Origin of the sequence: Acinetobacter sp. GFQ9D191M (assembly GCF_011174875.1) — a bacterium.
Classification (GTDB): Bacteria; Pseudomonadota; Gammaproteobacteria; order Pseudomonadales; family Moraxellaceae; genus Acinetobacter.
This window is the reverse complement of sequence record NZ_JAALGV010000068.1, coordinates 1-16,826: the sequence shown is the minus strand read 5'-3', so window position 1 is coordinate 16,826 and position 16,826 is coordinate 1. Positions and strand designations below refer to the sequence as shown.

At 42.2% G+C, this 16,826-nt stretch carries 16 protein-coding genes; 4 read left to right on the top strand and 12 right to left on the bottom strand.

Going from position 1 to position 16,826, the window contains the following annotated elements; genetic code table 11:
- Positions 1-34: 34 nt before the first annotated feature.
- The 3 genes from G5T77_RS10410 to G5T77_RS10400 form a co-directional block, all read right to left on the bottom strand.
- Positions 35-544: a hypothetical protein gene (locus G5T77_RS10410; protein WP_166135146.1), complete on the bottom strand. Its 510-nt coding sequence runs from the start codon at positions 542-544 to the stop codon at positions 35-37.
- A gap of 62 nt (positions 545-606) precedes the next feature.
- Positions 607-1,386 (bottom strand): TIGR03915 family putative DNA repair protein, encoded by a 780-nt coding sequence (locus G5T77_RS10405; protein ID WP_166135143.1) that lies wholly within the window; start codon positions 1,384-1,386, stop codon positions 607-609.
- Positions 1,386-2,645: a putative DNA modification/repair radical SAM protein gene (locus tag G5T77_RS10400; RefSeq protein ID WP_166135140.1), complete on the bottom strand. Its 1,260-nt coding sequence runs from the start codon at positions 2,643-2,645 to the stop codon at positions 1,386-1,388. The genes G5T77_RS10405 and G5T77_RS10400 overlap by 1 nt, the downstream gene beginning before the upstream one ends.
- A gap of 208 nt (positions 2,646-2,853) precedes the next feature.
- Between G5T77_RS10400 and G5T77_RS10395 the strand changes: the two genes are divergently transcribed.
- Entirely contained in the window at positions 2,854-3,897 is a 1,044-nt protein-coding gene (locus tag G5T77_RS10395) for a nitronate monooxygenase (protein ID WP_159123757.1), read from the top strand.
- A gap of 59 nt (positions 3,898-3,956) precedes the next feature.
- Here G5T77_RS10395 and G5T77_RS10390 read toward each other — a convergent pair whose 3' ends face one another.
- Positions 3,957-4,634: a hypothetical protein gene (locus G5T77_RS10390; RefSeq protein ID WP_166135137.1), complete on the bottom strand. Its 678-nt coding sequence runs from the start codon at positions 4,632-4,634 to the stop codon at positions 3,957-3,959.
- Between the two features lie 245 nt (positions 4,635-4,879).
- On the bottom strand, positions 4,880-5,905 hold the full coding sequence (dusB, locus tag G5T77_RS10385; RefSeq protein WP_166135134.1) for a tRNA dihydrouridine synthase DusB: 1,026 nt from the start codon (positions 5,903-5,905) through the stop codon (positions 4,880-4,882).
- An 80-nt stretch (positions 5,906-5,985) separates the two neighbouring features.
- On the opposite strand from dusB, the gene G5T77_RS10380 reads away from it, so the two are divergent.
- Both G5T77_RS10380 and G5T77_RS10375 read left to right on the top strand, forming a co-directional pair.
- Complete coding sequence (locus tag G5T77_RS10380; protein ID WP_166135131.1) at positions 5,986-7,191, top strand: DUF1615 domain-containing protein; 1,206 nt, start codon at positions 5,986-5,988, stop codon at positions 7,189-7,191.
- Positions 7,158-7,823, top strand: coding sequence for an HAD-IB family phosphatase (locus tag G5T77_RS10375; protein WP_166135128.1), 666 nt, complete (start codon positions 7,158-7,160; stop codon positions 7,821-7,823). Before G5T77_RS10380 ends, G5T77_RS10375 begins: the two co-directional genes overlap by 34 nt.
- A gap of 55 nt (positions 7,824-7,878) precedes the next feature.
- Here the strand turns inward: G5T77_RS10375 and G5T77_RS10370 are convergent, their stop codons facing one another.
- Together G5T77_RS10370 and G5T77_RS10365 are read right to left on the bottom strand one after the other, a co-directional pair.
- Positions 7,879-8,973 carry an acyl-CoA desaturase gene (locus tag G5T77_RS10370; protein WP_004786314.1) on the bottom strand — a complete coding sequence of 365 codons (1,095 nt, stop codon included), beginning with the start codon at positions 8,971-8,973 and terminating at the stop codon, positions 7,879-7,881.
- 14 nt (positions 8,974-8,987) lie between these two features.
- Complete coding sequence (locus G5T77_RS10365) at positions 8,988-10,052, bottom strand: ferredoxin reductase (RefSeq protein ID WP_166135125.1); 1,065 nt, start codon at positions 10,050-10,052, stop codon at positions 8,988-8,990.
- Between the two features lie 153 nt (positions 10,053-10,205).
- On the opposite strand from G5T77_RS10365, the gene fabR reads away from it, so the two are divergent.
- Positions 10,206-10,883, top strand: a complete 678-nt coding sequence (gene fabR, locus G5T77_RS10360; RefSeq protein ID WP_004786319.1) for an HTH-type transcriptional repressor FabR — start codon at positions 10,206-10,208, stop codon at positions 10,881-10,883.
- Between the two features lie 46 nt (positions 10,884-10,929).
- On the opposite strand, the gene G5T77_RS10355 is transcribed toward fabR, so the two are convergent.
- The 5 genes from G5T77_RS10355 to G5T77_RS10335 form a co-directional block, all read right to left on the bottom strand.
- Complete coding sequence (locus G5T77_RS10355) at positions 10,930-11,730, bottom strand: alpha/beta hydrolase (RefSeq protein ID WP_166135122.1); 801 nt, start codon at positions 11,728-11,730, stop codon at positions 10,930-10,932.
- A 128-nt stretch (positions 11,731-11,858) separates the two neighbouring features.
- On the bottom strand, positions 11,859-12,125 hold the full coding sequence (locus G5T77_RS10350) for a PAAR domain-containing protein (RefSeq protein ID WP_004786323.1): 267 nt from the start codon (positions 12,123-12,125) through the stop codon (positions 11,859-11,861).
- A 146-nt stretch (positions 12,126-12,271) separates the two neighbouring features.
- On the bottom strand, positions 12,272-15,109 hold the full coding sequence (rapA, locus tag G5T77_RS10345; protein WP_166135119.1) for an RNA polymerase-associated protein RapA: 2,838 nt from the start codon (positions 15,107-15,109) through the stop codon (positions 12,272-12,274).
- Positions 15,110-15,252: 143 nt separating this feature from the next.
- Positions 15,253-15,897: an RluA family pseudouridine synthase gene (locus tag G5T77_RS10340; RefSeq protein WP_166135116.1), complete on the bottom strand. Its 645-nt coding sequence runs from the start codon at positions 15,895-15,897 to the stop codon at positions 15,253-15,255.
- Between the two features lie 130 nt (positions 15,898-16,027).
- Positions 16,028-16,738: a phosphopantetheine-binding protein gene (locus G5T77_RS10335; RefSeq protein ID WP_166135113.1), complete on the bottom strand. Its 711-nt coding sequence runs from the start codon at positions 16,736-16,738 to the stop codon at positions 16,028-16,030.
- Positions 16,739-16,826 lie beyond the last annotated feature (88 nt).

Below are 16,826 nucleotides of genomic sequence, written 5' to 3'. Positions count from 1 at the left end.
CATCTTTGTGATGGGCTTTTTTATAGCTTAATACTTACAACGCAGCTTTTAAGTTACAGCCATAATTCATGGTCTGTTGAACTTGGCGATAAGTCGTATAACGGTCCAGAATAAAAGTATAGAACTGATCGCTAGATGCAAAATTGGATTTCAGGTCTTCATTCTCGGCTTTAGGTAACTGGATCTTGTCGACCAGATTCAGATTATAATGTCCCAAGCGATACATCTCGGCAAAATAACCATTCATCATGTCACAATAGGCCACTTTACTGGATTTTAGCGCAGTCCGGCTGACAGGATGCTGATTCAAGGTTTGCAGGTTATTCACATCCAAAGGCAGCTGATGAGAAAAGGCAATACTTTCTACTTTTTTAAATTGCTGAAAGTCCTGTGCCAACTTACTGTTTAGATCATTAAAACGTTGCTGTAATTCCTGTGCACTTTTAACCTGATATTTACCTGGATCTACTGCTACTTTCTGTTGCTCTGCTGAACATGCGGCCAATCCAGTTACCATAGCTAATGATGCCAGCCATACCTTCATATCTATACACTCGATCTAAATATTAGCTGTTATTATGCCTTAAACCTGGGCGAAGATTTTATTTAAAGTACTTTCTCATTCATATAACGCCAATAACGTTTAGGTACATACTGGATATGCAGCTTCATATTTTGTCGTGCCTGAATATTCACGCTTTTAAAATAATCTTTCCAAAGCTGATCATAGAGTACTTCTTCATCATCCAGTTCAATGCTAAAAGACTGACTATGTCCAATCCGGATTTGTGGATCAACTATTTCTGCATTCATCTCTATCTGGTGCACATCATTTAAATCGTAATAGATGCCGTACTGGCGCTGCTCATCATAAATTAGCCAACGCTGGTCTTGGTAACGTTCCTTAAAATGTCGGGAAATAATCGGCAGTACATTAAAATCCGGTTTGACCAGACTGAGAAACAATCCATCTTTGGCCTTTTTGAAGCGGACAAAAGCTTCCATACGATGCTTTTCACGCCCGACCTGTTTCATCCATTGTGACATTCCGATGACTGCATGATGGCCATAATCTTTATCAACCGGCCGCTGATTTTGAAATACATAAACTGCAAAATCGAACAGGTTCTGAAATGCCTGTTCTTTTTCAGAAAGAAAAGCATAATAAAAGGCTTTTAAACTACTGGATGATATTTTCTGTTTTAAGCCTTGCCAGACCCGCTGCCCATGACTTTCATTCGAGGCCACATGAATAAAATCATCGAATAGGCCATTTTGGGCCTGCGGATTAGCCGTCACTTTGACATCAAACTCTTTAAATTCAAAAGCCCGAAATACACAGCTTAATAAACCGGTCATGGTGCCATCAAAACAGTAGTGTGCCATCAGAAACCAAATCCCAGTTGAGGTGACAGTTGCTGCTGATATTTGGACTGACCCGCTTGTAAAATCTGCTGGCGAATCTGCTGGGATTGCTGCTCCTTTTTAAATTTCGGTGTATCTGCACAGCGAATAAAATGCTGCGCCCGGTTATACGCCACGCCCATCCTTTTCAGTTGATCGATATGAATCTGACCAAAACGGCGTGCCTGTACAATCTTTTTGGCAGAACGTACTCCAATGCCAGGCACGCGTAATATTATCTTGTAGTCGGCTCGGTTAATATCAACCGGGAAGGCCTCCGGATGGCGTAAAGCCCAGCTCAGTTTTGGATCAATATCCAGATCCAGATTTGGATGCTGGTCATCCACAATTTCATCCGCTGAAAAACCATAAAAACGCATCAGCCAGTCAGACTGATATAGACGATTTTCTCTTAATAAGGGTGGCGCTGAGCCGATTGCAGGTAAGGCTTTTTCTTCGGGATTAATCGGAATATAGCCAGAAAAATACACGCGTTTCAGCTTAAATTCCTTGTAGTGCCGATCAGCCATCAAAATAATATCTTTATCCGTTTCACTATGCGCACCGACCACCATTTGCGTGGTCTGTCCTGCGGGAACAAATTTGGGAACGGATTTGATGATCTTACGTTCATCTTTCAACTGGATTAAGCGATCCCGTACAATTCCCAGATCTTTTTGCACTTCTGTATGGGTTTTCTCTGGAGCAAACTTTTGCAAGCCTGCTTCGGTTGGCATTTCCAGGTTGATACTCATCCGGTCGACATATAAACCCGCTTCAGTAATGATCTCCTGCGATGCTCCGGGAATGGTTTTGAGATGAATATAACCATTAAAATTTTCTTCAAGACGCAGCTTTTTCACCACCTGCAACATCCGCTCCATGGTGTAATCTGCTGATTTAAAAATTCCCGAACTGAGAAACAGCCCTTCAATATAATTACGGCGATAAAAATTCATGGTCAGATCGACCACTTCCTGCACGGTAAATGCAGCACGCTTTACGTCATTGGAACGACGAGAAACGCAATAGGCACAGTCAAAAATGCAGACATTTGAAAACAGTATTTTTAGTAATGAGACACAGCGACCATCTTCGGTATAGCTATGACAGATTCCATTTCCGGTATTGCCCAAGCCTTTGTCTTTATTTTTACGGTTGCTGCCACTCGATGAACAGGACACATCATATTTGGCAGCATCAGCTAAAATTTGTAGTTTTTCTCGGATACGATCAGACATGATTTCAGCAAGTTGTTGGCTAAAAACCTATTATAAATTTTCCCTGTTCTGCACTATAGCTTTCCTGTCTTTGTGGCGACATCTCATGTCGTAAGAAATGTAATTGAACCGTTATCCATACAGCATTATTTCAAAATAAAATAACCAATATGATTTGCTTAATTCTGCGGCTATAGGCAAAGTAGATAGAGTAACAGGGAGCAAATCTATGTCTTTATTAGAAAAACTTGGAATAAAACATCCTATTTTTTTAGCCCCTATGGCAGGCGTTTCGACACCTGAACTGGCAGCGGAAGTTTCAAATCAGGGTGGTCTTGGTTCGCTCGGCTTGGGAGCCAGCAGCGTAGAGTCTGCGCGTCAGCAGATTTTAAAAACTCAGGAACTTACAGATTGTCCGTTTCAGGTTAACTTTTTCTGTCATGACAGCCAGCCTCTTGATGAAAACGTAGCTCAAGCCTGGATTGACCAGTTTAAAGATAAATTTGCTGAATACGGAATTAATCCACCTACTCAATTGAACTGTATTTACCCAAGTTTTAAAGACAATGATGATTTCTTGAATCTGGTTCTGGAAACCAGACCATGTGCGGTCAGCTTTCATTTTGGCATTCCTCTTCCGCATCAGGTTCAGGCTCTAAAAGATGCCGGTATTCTGACGATGGTATCTGCCACCAATTTTGCTGAGGCCAAAGCCATTCAAGAGGCAGGGATTGATATCATCATTGCTCAAGGCATTGAGGCTGGAGGTCACCGAGGTATCTTTAGCACCAAGTTTGATGCCTCAGTCAAAACCTCTAATCTGGTCAAGTTAATAAAACAGCATTTTTCATTGCCGGTGGTTGCTGCAGGCGGAATCATGAATGGTGAACAAGCACGTCAGATGATGGACTTTGGCGCTGAAGCAGTACAATTAGGCACGGCATTTGTTCAGTGTAAATCTTCCAATGCCAATGACGCCTATCGTAAAGCGCTACTGTCCAAGCCGCTGACTCAAGTTAGTGCCAGCATTTCCGGCCGTCCAGCGCGTGGCATCATCAATCACTGGCATATAGATATAGACACTCCTGATCGTCTGGATGTACCTGCCTATCCATATACTTATGATCTGGCCAAGCAGTTACATGCAGCAGCGTCCAAACATGGTGATCAGGGTTATGGCGCGTTTTGGGCAGGTTCAAATGTGGCGCAAATTCGTGAGATGGAAGCCTCTGATTTAATTAATCAATTAGTACTGGAAATGAAACAGAAATAAAAAAAATTTATTTTAAAAATAAAAAACCTCTCCACGGAGAGGTTTTTTATATCGATTCTTTAACGCGTCATACGATGCCAAGCATCTTTGATCGCAAATTTTGCTTCTTCCCAATTCAAACGAGATTCACCTTTTACCTGTTCCCATTTGGTTCGTAATTCAGGTTCGGCATGTTCGAAGTTAGTCTGACGATCATATAGCGGACGGTTTTCATAACCCACCCGATAAGCACCACGATAGTCACGATCATAGTCTAGATCACTGTAGGTGGTACGTGATTCGGTATAATACGGACGGTTGGTATGCTCAGTTCTCCAGTAATCATCTTCCTGCTTAATCGTGTCCGGATGCTGATAATTATCTGCCTCTGGATGATTTTCTGGATGCTCGTAGCTATCCGTCTGTTTCGGATGATCAGGTGAAGCAATATCATTCCCTGCAATACCGCCTACAACACCGCCAATGATACCGCCTACTACTGCCCCTGGAGGACCACCCACCAGACCGGCAGTCGCTCCAACTGCTGCCCCGCCTAAAGTACCTGCACTGGTAGCAAGTACGTTGTTCTCGCCTTCATTCATATCTGGTACACGAGGATTATCTTTTTGAGGTGAATTCAAATCTGGTCGAGCACTGGCATCTGTTGCATCTTGATTTAATGCGTCACTACGTTCCTCTGGTAATTCAGTCGAGGTTTTATTGCCAAAGTCTGTAACTGGACGATTGGTATTTGTCATTATAGATCTCCCTTGATCATGAGAATGAACAAGATTGAATAAACATCTTGCCATGCTAGAAATTCAGCTTAGAGCAATTTCACGTAAACAATGTCCATATCCTGTCCAGTTTCAGTGAACTTAATATGCGGCTATGTTCACTACAGTCTTTAATGTAACGGAAGCATATAAAATTTTAGCTATAAGATAAAAAAGGTACTGTATTTACTACAGTACCTTTTAGAAGAACTAGGAAATCTCTCTTTTTATTTGGTTTCTAGCAGATTCACCTGATTCACCTGTACATCGCTCATGATATGTCCATGTTCCAGTAATCTATTAAAATAGTTTTCCACCACTTTATATTGATCGGCAGTGTTTTCTACCTGATACATATTTTGACGGAATTCATTACTGGAACGTAGACCTTTGGTATACCAGGCAATATGCTTACGCGAAATACGGCAACCTGAATATTCACCATAAAACTCATAAAGCTCGGATAAATGCCCTAATAGCACATCTTTCACTTCAGCAATACTTGGCGCAGCCAGATGCTCTCCGGTTTTTAAATAGTGTGCAATTTCACGAAAAATCCAGGGACGGCCTTGTGCAGCACGGCCGATCATAATGGCATCTGCACCTGTATAGTCCAGTACATATTTGGCTTTCTCAGGGCTATCAATATCTCCGTTCGCAATCACGGGAATATTCAGTATTCTTTTCACTTCCTTGATTAAGGAGTAACGTGCCGTATTGAGGTACATATCTTCACGAGTACGACCATGTAATGCCAGCGCTGCAATCCCCGCGTCTTCAGCACGTTTTGCAACTCGCAGAATATTTTCATGACCGTTGAGATAGCCCAAACGGGTTTTTAAAGTCACAGGAACATCAACTGCAGCAACAACTGCATCTAAAATACGTGCAACCAGATCTTCATCCTTTAACAAGGCAGAACCGGCCAGCTTGTTACAGACTTTCTTTGCTGGACATCCCATATTGATATCAACAATTTGTGCCCCATTTGCGACCTGATAGCGTGCTGCCTCAGCTAAGTCATGCGGATCAGAACCGGCAATCTGAGCTGAGATTGGTGCCAGCTCACCATCAAAATTCGCCCGATATAAGCTCTTTTTGCTCATGCGCAAGGTCTTGTCAGAAGTCATCATTTCACTGACCGCATGACCTGCACCAAAGTACTTGCATAAGGTTCTAAATGGACGATCGGTGACACCTGCCATAGGAGCGACAATCAAATTATTTGACAGTTGATAGGGACCAATATACATATAAATTCATCACTTTTCTGATGGGCATAGTATACTGCATCTGCCTTGTTCACTCATCTTTTCAATTTATTTACGACACCATGAACAAATATTTTGCTCAAGCTTTTTCTCTTAAGTCCTTATCCCTACTTGCTTTATCTATTAGCCTTGTAGGGTGCGGCAATGGTTCATGGTGGTCAAATGATGAACCAACTCTTGAAGTTGAACATATTCGCAAAGCCATTCCAGGCCGTGTCAGCCAGCGTGAATCCTGGGCACAAGATATTTATGACATCACTGACCAGCTCGGTATTCCACAAACCAAAGAGAATATCTGTTCAATCGTGGCAGTTGTCGATCAGGAATCTAACTTTAATGCAGACCCGGTAGTTCCTGGTCTTGGTGAAAAAGCCGTTAAAGAAGTTCAGGAACGTCTGGAAGAAAAATTTAAAGATAAACTCGGTGAAAGTATCGGTGGAACAGTTGCAGGATATTTCCAGGATGTACTGAAAAACCAGCCAAGTCCAGAAGACAATTATCTAAGCCAGATGCGCCGGGTTAAAACCGAACGTCAATTAGATGAACTTTATCGTGAAATCTTTGATTACATGGCCAAGCATTATCATGTAAGTGCACTGACAGGTGCAGCCAAACTATTTGGACAAAATATTGGCGAAAAAATGAATCCGATTACAACTTTGGGTTCCATGCAGGTTCATATCAGCTATGCCAAGGAATATAAACGTCAAGGGGGCAGTATTGCTGATTTGCGTAGTGACCTGTATAGCCAGTATGGTGGACTGTATTATGGGATTCATCGATTGATGATGTACCCTGCGGATTATGAAAAACCGATTTATCGCTTTGCTGATTATAACTCTGGGATGTATTCCAGCCGTAATGCAGCATTCCAGAGCATGTTAAATAGCTTAACCGATGCCGAATTGAGCCTGGATGGCGATTTACTACTATATACTAAAGATGGCGCGATTCGCTCACAAAAGAGTCAATCTGAACGAGAGCTCATCAGCGTTTTTGCAAAAAATAATTTTATTATTACTGAACGTCAGATTCGAGCGGATTTAAAAAAAGAAAAAGTTAAAGATTTTGAAGATACTATGACTTATCGTGGCATCAGTAAACTTTATCAAGAAAAAACCGGTAAAGAGCCAATTTATGCAATGATGCCAGAAGTTGTGATCTCAGGCCCAAAATTGAGTCGTGAGTATAATACTAACTGGTTTGCCAGCCGTGTCGATGGTCGTTATCAAACATGCATGCGCCGCATCAAAAATATAAAACTCTAGCCTTATTTGATTTTGATGGAACCCTGTATCCTTATGACAGTTTTACAGGGTTCATTTTCTATGCCTTAAAGAAAAGGCAGATTTTAAAACGCGGCATTCGTATTCTGCCTTGGATTCAGGCTTACTATTTTAAGCTCTATCCTGCTCATGCGATGCGACCAAAACTGTACTACACCATGTTCAGAAATAGTCATGCGCATGAAATTCAGCAGCTTGCCGAAGAATATGCACAGCGGCTTGTTTTAAGATTGAATCCCAAGCTATTAATGCAACTTAGACAACATCAGCAACTCGGACATCAAGTCGTTCTCGTTTCAGCCTCGTTAGATTTATATTTAAAACCGGTTTGTACTTATTTAGGCATTGACCTGATTTGTAGTGAAGTAGAAATTCTGACAGGCAAAATGACAGGTTTATACAACACACCTGATTGTAGTAAGGATCAGAAGAAAAGTAGAATCTTGGAAAAATATAATTTAGAAGATTATGCTGAAATTTATGCTTATGGGAATAGTGAGGAAGATGAGGCAATGTTAAGCCTTGCACAGTATGCTTATCTGGAAGGCCGAGATAAAGTACTTCCACTACTTGAAATGACTTTACCTGAGTCTGGGCTTAAAATAATTAATTAAACTGAGACTAATAAAAAAACCGCTATGAATAGCGGTTTTTTTATTGAAATCTATCTTACTTCTTAAACGGAAACGCATATTTCACGATACGTTTAATCACGCTGCCATACTGTTTTACCAGACTGGCATTATTATAGTTTAAGCCGTATTTTTTACATACTGCTTCTACTTTTGGCGCCATTTGACGATAACGGCGTGCAGGCACATCTGGATATAAGTGATGTTCAATCTGATGGCTTAAATGTCCAGTCAAAATATGAAACGCTTCAGAACCAGTCAAGTTTGAAGAACCACGAATCTGGCGCATATACCAGTGACCACGGCTTTCATTTTCCATGACAGCTTTCGGAAACACTTCTACATCTTTAGTAAAGTGACCACAGAAAATAATACTGAAAGTCCAGATATTACGAAGGCCATTTGCCACCAAGTTACCTGTCAATACCGGTAATGCTGCAGGACCTGCAATCAATGGAAAGAATACATAATCTTTGAATAATTGCTTGCCAATTTTACGCTGCATTGGCTTCCATTCTTCAAGGGTTTGCTCTTTGGTTTTACGGCCTTTGAAGTATTTACCCAATTCAAGGTTTTGAATAGCTACGCCCCATTGGAACAGTAAGCAAAATGGAATACTGTAGATTGGCTGTAATAAATAACCTGGTTTCCAGCGTTGCTCAGGGAACAAACGCAATAAGCCATAACCGATATCATCATCCATGCCTTTAATATTGGTATAGGTATGATGCTTGAAGTTATGAGTTTGACGCCAGTTGTCTGAAGTTCCTACAATATCCCACTCGTAGGTTTGGCCATTGAGCTTCGGATCATTCATCCAGTCATATTGACCGTGCATGACATTATGACCCAGTTCCATATTTTCCATGATTTTGGCAAAGCCTAATAAGCCTGTACCTAGTAACCATGCTGGCGGAAACCAGCCTGCGAATAATAAGGCACGACCTGCAATTGATGAATAACGGATGCTCGAATATACGCGACGGATATATTTGGCATCTTTTTCACCTAAATCATCCAGCACTTCCTGTTTGATGGCATCAAGCTCACGTGCAAGTTCATCTAGCTCAGATTGGGTCAGTTCACGGTTTTTAGGATTTTTAAAATACTGTAATTTTACTGGCATATTCATAGGATAAAACTCGCTTATAAGTCGATGACAAGGTCAGTCTGCGCTGAGTTAACACAAATTTTTAAAAGATTACCTGGCTCGGTATTTTGTGCACCATTGACCAGATTCTTGGTTGAACCTTCCGCTTTATTACAGGCACATTTATTACAGATGCCCATACGACAGCCATGGGTCGGTCGGATATTCTGCTGTTCCAGACTCACCAGAATCGACTGGCCTTTAGGAATCGTGACGATTTTTTTCGATTGAGTCAGGGTTACATTGACAAAACCGGTATCAGCCTCATCACTCAGACTCATGCTGAAAGCTTCACTTTTGAACAGTTTTGCTGAAGCAAACAGTCGTTCCGCAGTCGCAATAAAACCTGATGGTCCACATGCATAGACTGTGCTGTGTTCCAATGCCTGCAATTGATCTAGATAAGATTCATCAAGACGCGGCGCAACCGGTTGTTCCTGAGTTGCAAATACCTGATAAGAAAAGTTTGAAAACTTTTGTGCCAGCTCTTCAAAACGTGCAATAAAAGCAGCATCCTGATTTTTCTTGACCCAATACCATAAAGTCACTGGTGCAGTCAGGTCAGCTTTATCTTTTAAAGCTTCCAGCATACTTAGCATTGGGGTGATACCACTACCCGCAGCAAGTAAAAGCAATGGGCTGCTCTGTTCTGGCAAAGTCATGTCACCGAAAGGTTGACCGAATTCAATGATATCGCCGATTTCAGCCTGTTCAGCAAACCAGGTGGTAACCTTACCTGCATTCACTTTTTTAACCGTCAATAAAACATGCTGCTGATCAATACGGGTCAGACTATAGCTACGTTCATAACGAATGCCGTTCACCACCACAAATACAGGATGATGCTGGCCCGCCTGACCGAACTGGAATAAATGATTGACACGAATCGTCAGGCTCAACATATCCTGCGCAGCATTTTCTTTGCGCACAATCTTGCCTAAGGGCTGATTCATCGACCATAAAGGATTTAATTTCTGCATCCAGAAATTAATTGCATACGGATCAATCACACTCTCTTTCAGCGTATTTAATGGTGTTTTAAGCTTTTCGAGTACAGGCATCGTTTTAGACATCACCTTGGATTTTTAATTATTATACACTTGTATATATATTTGTATATACATTTGTATTGTTTCTAATCATTTCACAAGCTGGACCGCCTTCGTTATAATGTGTTAATGCCTTTTACTAATCACCTCATGAATGAGCCTTCAATGAAAATAAGCAGTGACGCGTCTTTACCATCGAAAAGCATTGATGAGCCCATTATTGTCCGTAGTGTGGGCCGTAAAGCGACCATTACCAAGGAAGAACTGTTCCAGGCTGCTTTAAACCTGATCGGACCACAAAAAAGTATTTCATCTTTAAGCTTGCGTGAAGTTGCTCGTGAGGCTGGAATTGCTCCGAACAGTTTTTATCGTCATTTTAAAGATATCGATGAACTGGCGATTGAATTGATTGATCGTGCCGGGATCGTGCTGCGTCAGATTCTCAATGAGTCCCGCCTAAAAGCATCGAAACAGAACAGTATTATCCGTAGCTCTGTTGAAGTCTTTATTGCCCAGCTGGATGCTGATGAAGGCAATTTAAGTCTGTTATTACGTGAAGGTTATACTGGTTCAAAATCTTATAAACAGGCAGTCGAACGCCAACTGAATTATTTCCAGCAGGAGCTTCAGGAAGACCTGATCCGTCTGGAACGACTAAATAATAAAAAATTATTTCATCCCGAGATTGCGGCCAGAGCGATTACCCAACTGGTATTTAATATGGGTGCCAATGTGATCGATATGGCACCTGAAGACCGTAAGGAAATTGCCGAACAAACCATGATCATGATTCGCATGATTCTGGAAGGCGCACGTCATCTGGATCAATCCCAAATCCGTTAAGCTAGACACCAAAAAGACTCTTTATGAGTCTTTTTTATTACCAAGATTAAAGCTTCTTCAATCTGGCTTTAATATGGTTTGCCGTCATTTCCGGATGCTCTAGTGGAAACATATGTCCGCCCTGCACCACCGAATAATCAATTTGATAAACCTTATGCATGCCTTGTGGTAAACCTTGCTGATAAAACTGGCTGCGCTCTGCTGTGATTAAATGTATCGGAACCTGGGGTGGTTTTCTTGGTGTACGCCACCACCAAGCCGGTACAGTCCGGAAAATTTCTGCCTCAATCTGTTTGGGAATGGCTAAAGTTACCCCTCCACGCTCTTGATCAGGCACAATCCCGCTTTCGATATAATCCTGAAAACATTGCTCATCAAAATGCTTAAACAGACGATTCGATCTCAGCGCTTCAACGGCGTCCTGTTTAGATGGCCAGTAATCCTTACGTTTTAGGGTAATACCTGCCGGAGTGAAACGGTCAATACTTTTTAAGTTGAGCTTTTTCACCACTTCAAACAGTGCACTGTTTTTACCAATCACGAAAGGTGGATCCATGATCACCAGTTTGGAAAATAAATCCGGACGTTGATAGGCTGCCATTAAAGTTATCAAACCACCAAATGAATGTCCCAGCCCAATCACCTTTTGATCCGGAGATTGCTGCTGGATATCCTGTATCACTTCATTTACTAGATAACGCCAGTCTTTGGTAATTGGATAGGCTGGATTCATCCCGATCAGCGGAATTGCCTTGACCTGATATTCATCCTGAAAATAATTTAAAAACTTGCGATAGCTTGCCGATGGAATGCCATTGGCATGAGTAAAATGCAAAACCTGTTTCATTATTTTCTTTGATCATTTCTTTATAAAGTCTGAAAGAAGCTTAATATTGAAATGCAAAATTCTACAGAACCAAATTCATCAATCTATGACCTTTAAGTCACTATGAACTCATGTCTGGATATAGATGATTATTTTTTGGAAATAGTCAGGTTTTGCATCGGCAAAAAAGTGGCTCCACAACTGGCTTTATCTCCAGCAATGATTACAGCCCTGCCTTTGACTATTGTAGATAAATCACTAGCAATAGCTGTCACGGTAGTTTGGCACTTGGGACAGTAATGCTTCATGCCATTCAGATGCACCGCCATGCCATTAATTAAAAAAGAGTTTTCACATTCAGTGACCATACCGCCATGGCTGGTTTTCGCGCCAATAGTGATCAATGCTTTGGACATGATATTTTATTTCTTATTCTTAGAGGTGCTGATTTTAAACAATACAGAAAATATCAGCTAGCACAGCCCGACCAAAAGCTCAATCATGACTTTAATTCCAGCCATAAAAAAGCAGCCCGAAAGCTGCTTTCATAATTCATTAGATCTTATGGCTTAACCACGACCATTACTTGAATCGCTTCAGGTGTTACAGATAAACCTTCTAACAAACTCAAGCCTTCTTTTTGCAGCTTCTGTAAACGTGCGATTTCATCTTCACGGATACTTGGGTTGAACTGTTTCAGGTAAGTCAGACGGTCAATCTCATACTGCCATTTATTGCCATACGCTTCTTTAGCCTGCTGCCTGAAGTTTGGCAATGCTGAACAAGCCAATTCCAATGCCTGTTGATAACGCGCTTCAATCACTTCACGGCGTGCTTTCACCACCTGACGGCAGCTATTGCCATCTAAATGATGTAGATATGGTTTCAGGATTTCAGGCGCAATCTTCTGAGATAGATCCTGACCTTTTTCACTCAGCAATACACGGATCAGCTGCTGTGGCAAGCTTGACGGTAAGTTCAGTGCTTTTGGTGCAACCACATCAACCTTGAACCACACTTCCATCAATACAGAACCTTGTGGCAATGCTGCAGACTTTAAGACCGCAACGTTGGTACTACCAAAGCCCTGAGTATTGATCATTTCTATCACGCTTTCAGTGAATGGATGCTCTAAAGTTAGATATTGAGCATCTTCACGGATCTGAGCCTGGTCACGATAGAAGGTGGCTGTCATACCCTCTTCATCCAGGGTCAAACCTTGTACCTGCATCTGATCCGTTGGCTTGATGATCACCGTACCATTGCTTTGCTCATCAAAGTCGATATTGGTCGATGCCATAAAACGCTTCATGAACATTGGCAAGGTGGTATTGTCATCATAGTCTTCAAGCGCATTAACAATTTCCTGTGCCACGACGGGACGGCAAGAATTGTACTCAAGCAGACGGTCACGACCTTCCTGCAACTCGGCTTCAAGCGCTTCACGTTGTACGCTAACTTCTTCCAGCAGATCTTCAAATTCCTGACCTTTATCTGCCAGCAAGCAATCTTTCAGGGCAACAATAAAGTTTTCTTGCAGCGTTTGCGCCGTTGGAGAAATGTTGCTGAAAATATTCAGCGCTTCGTTATACCAACGGAACATACGCTCCTGCGCAGTACCCACCAGATAAGGCACATGAATCTGGATACGGTTTTCCTGACCGATACGATCCAGACGACCAATACGCTGTTCCAAAACATCCGGATTGGCCGGTAAGTCAAACAGGATCAAGTCTGATGCAAACTGAAAGTTACGGCCTTCTGAACCGATTTCAGAACATAACAGAATCTGTGCACCATAAGATTCTTCAGCAAAATAAGCTGCTGCCTGGTCACGTTCCAAAAGACTCATGCCTTCATGGAACATGGCAGTACGGATACCTGCATGCAGACGTAATACATTTTCCAGTGCTTCAACCACTGGACCACTACGGGCAATCAGTAATACTTTTTTGTGTTTCAGATCAGTACGCAGCTTTTCCATCAACCACATTACACGCGGATCAGTTTCCATCCACGAGCCATCAAGTTGAGATTCTTCCGGCCACATCTGTTCACGTAGTTTGCCATCTTTAGACCAGTTTTCTGGCGCTGGCAATGGTGCTGGCTGACAGTCACGACCCGGGAAGCCCTGAATCGCTTCACGTGTGTTACGAAACAGGATACGACCCGTACCATGACGGTCTAGCAATTCATGAATGGCACGGAAACGTTGCTCTGGGGTATCTTCAATCGCATGACCAAGCAGGCTTTCAATCGCAGTGAAATGCTCAGCTTCCAGTGGAAGGTCTGACATCAGTACTTCAGCGATTTTAGCGGTATGCTGATATTGCTCTTCTTCATCCAGGAAACGATCCAATGAACTGAAACGTTGCGGATCAAGTAAACGTAGACGTGCAAAGTGAGATTCTACACCGAGCTGTTCTGGTGTTGCAGTCAATAACAATACGCCCGGTGTTTTCTCTGCCAGCTCTTCGATCAGATCATAACGGTCATTGCCGCCTTCTTCCTCAGACCACATCAGGTGATGCGCTTCATCGACAACCAACAGGTCAAAGCCCGCTTCAATCGCCTGTTCGCGTAGATCTTCGTGATCCACCATCAAGTCCACAGAAGCAATAATGCGCTGTTCGGTCAGGAATGGATTTAGTTCAGGATCATGCTCTTTGATCGATGCAGTACGAGCCAAATCAAATAGGGAGAATTCAAGATTGAAACGACGGCGCATCTCAATCATCCACTGATATTGCAGTGAATCCGGGACCAAGATCAGAATACGTTCAGAACGGCCAGTTTTAAGTTGCTGATGAATGATCAGACCTGCTTCGATGGTTTTACCCAAGCCTACTTCATCGGCCAGTAAAACACGCGGCGCGAAACGCTGACCGACTTCATGTGCAATATACAACTGGTGTGGAATCAGACCCACACGCGAACCGACCAAGCCACGCAATGGACTGGTTTGCATATTGGCTTGCATCAGCAAGGCTTCAATACGCAGGTCATACCACTCTTTATAGTCAATCTGGCTAGCCAGTAAACGATCTAAAGGTTTAGACAACTGGATCGTTGCACCTACACGGGTTTCATTTAAAGCTTTACGTTCTTCTGTACCATCTTCAAGAGTACGAACCACGTGATAACGCACTACACCATTGCGGTCTTCAACTGACTCAACGGTCCAGATCGTACCTTCCTGATCTTGCAGTTCATCATTCGCATTAAATACGATACGAGATAAGGGTGCGTTACTGCGAGCATAGACGCGAGTTTCATCGCTTTTTGGGAATAAAATGCTGACCGATCGCTCATCAACATCAATGAGAACCCCTAAACCGAGTTCTGTTTCAGTATCTGATAACCAACGTTGACCAATAGCAAATTGCTGCAATTTTTCCACCTTTATCTTAAGTACAAGATTATGAATATCAGGCTCAATCACGAAACGTCATTTGAGCAAAATTTCACACCTTCAAGCAATGTATTTTGACATAAAGCCCACTAAAAAGTGAGCATAATTCACGTCGATTAAACAAGTATTTCCTAGAATTCAGCCGGACAATTAAATTCAACTAACTGTTGTGTTTTAGGATGATAAAAACTTAAACGCTCGGCATGTAAGCATAGACGCGGACTAAGCTGTTGCTGCTTTGGCGTCGCATACAAGGTATCGCCAATAATCGGATGTCCGAGATATTGCATATGTACACGGAGCTGATGTGAACGACCAGTAATCGGAGTCAGTTTCACCCGAGTCACTGCTTGCCCCTGAATTTCAAAATGTTCGATGGCCAGCCATTCTGTAATTGCCGGCTTATTATGATTCGGTTCAGCAATATGCAGTGGTGGACGGCTTGGATCATAAATGACAGGCACATCAACTGTACCCTTGCCTTCTAATGTTCCAGCCACGATGGCCTGATAGGTTTTATCGGTTTGGCGTTCCTGGAACTGGCGAGAAATGGATTTTTGCCCTTCACGGCTTAAGGCAAATACTAAAATACCGGAAGTGTCTCGATCCAGGCGATGGATCAGCAAAGTTTTAGGTTCTAATTTGATGAGGCGATTGATCAGGCAATCTTGTAAATCTTCTGTTTTACCGGGCACTGTGAGTAAGCCAGCAGGCTTATGGATGACCATAAAATCTTCATCACGATGTATCAGATGTTCGGTTAGAAAATTACTCAAAGTTCAATCCCACGCTGATCGCGAAAAACAAGGCGGCCATAATAGAAAGCTTGAGTGATAATTACAATGCGCATTTATGTAAATGGCGATGAAATTTCCGATTATTTTAAGAAAATTACCCAATTAGCGATTATCGACGTGCAGATTGCATTACAAAGCTCACTAAATCATGTAATGACGGGTGTTCCAGCACATCTTCATAACGCAGATCAGCACCATGCGCACGCCATGTGCCAACCAGACTGACTACTGCTACAGAGTCCAGTCCGTATTGTCTTAAATCTACATATGGATCAATATCTAGTGCATCCATATCCAGCTGTTCTGCTACTGCTAACATAATACCTTTGCTCGACAACACATATTCTGCTGGCGCACTCAGATTCCATAATCGGGTCAAGCTATAACTATTCATATGATGCAAACCTTGTGCCGAAATATTATCAATCCACTGAATGTGCTGTTCCTGATTTGGCAATAGGATCGCATCATCAATCACGCAAATTTGCTCAGTTACACTTTGTAAATGTGGCAGGATTTGTTTCAACATTGGGGTGATTGTGCCTGCAAAGATTAACTGTGGATGGGTTGAGGCATATTCACCGAGTTGCTGCATACCTTGAATCAGATCATCACCGTACAGGTCAACAATGGGAATATCGAGTGCTTTGGCTTTATTGCTGATCTGAATCAGATTATTCATCAGCTCAGACTCTTGAATCCCGGCCTGCATTCTTAAATTATGCAGCCCAACCAAGACCAAAACTGAATCTGCAGCAGCAAGCTGCCATTTGGCTTGAGATGGAGCAAACTGGATTTTTTTGGGCATTGTATAGAGCATGGGAGTTTTATCTATTTAGCTTATTACCCGAATCGCGGATAAAAAATTGACTTGAAAAATAAGAGGGCTAGAGCCATCAGTTGAGTTA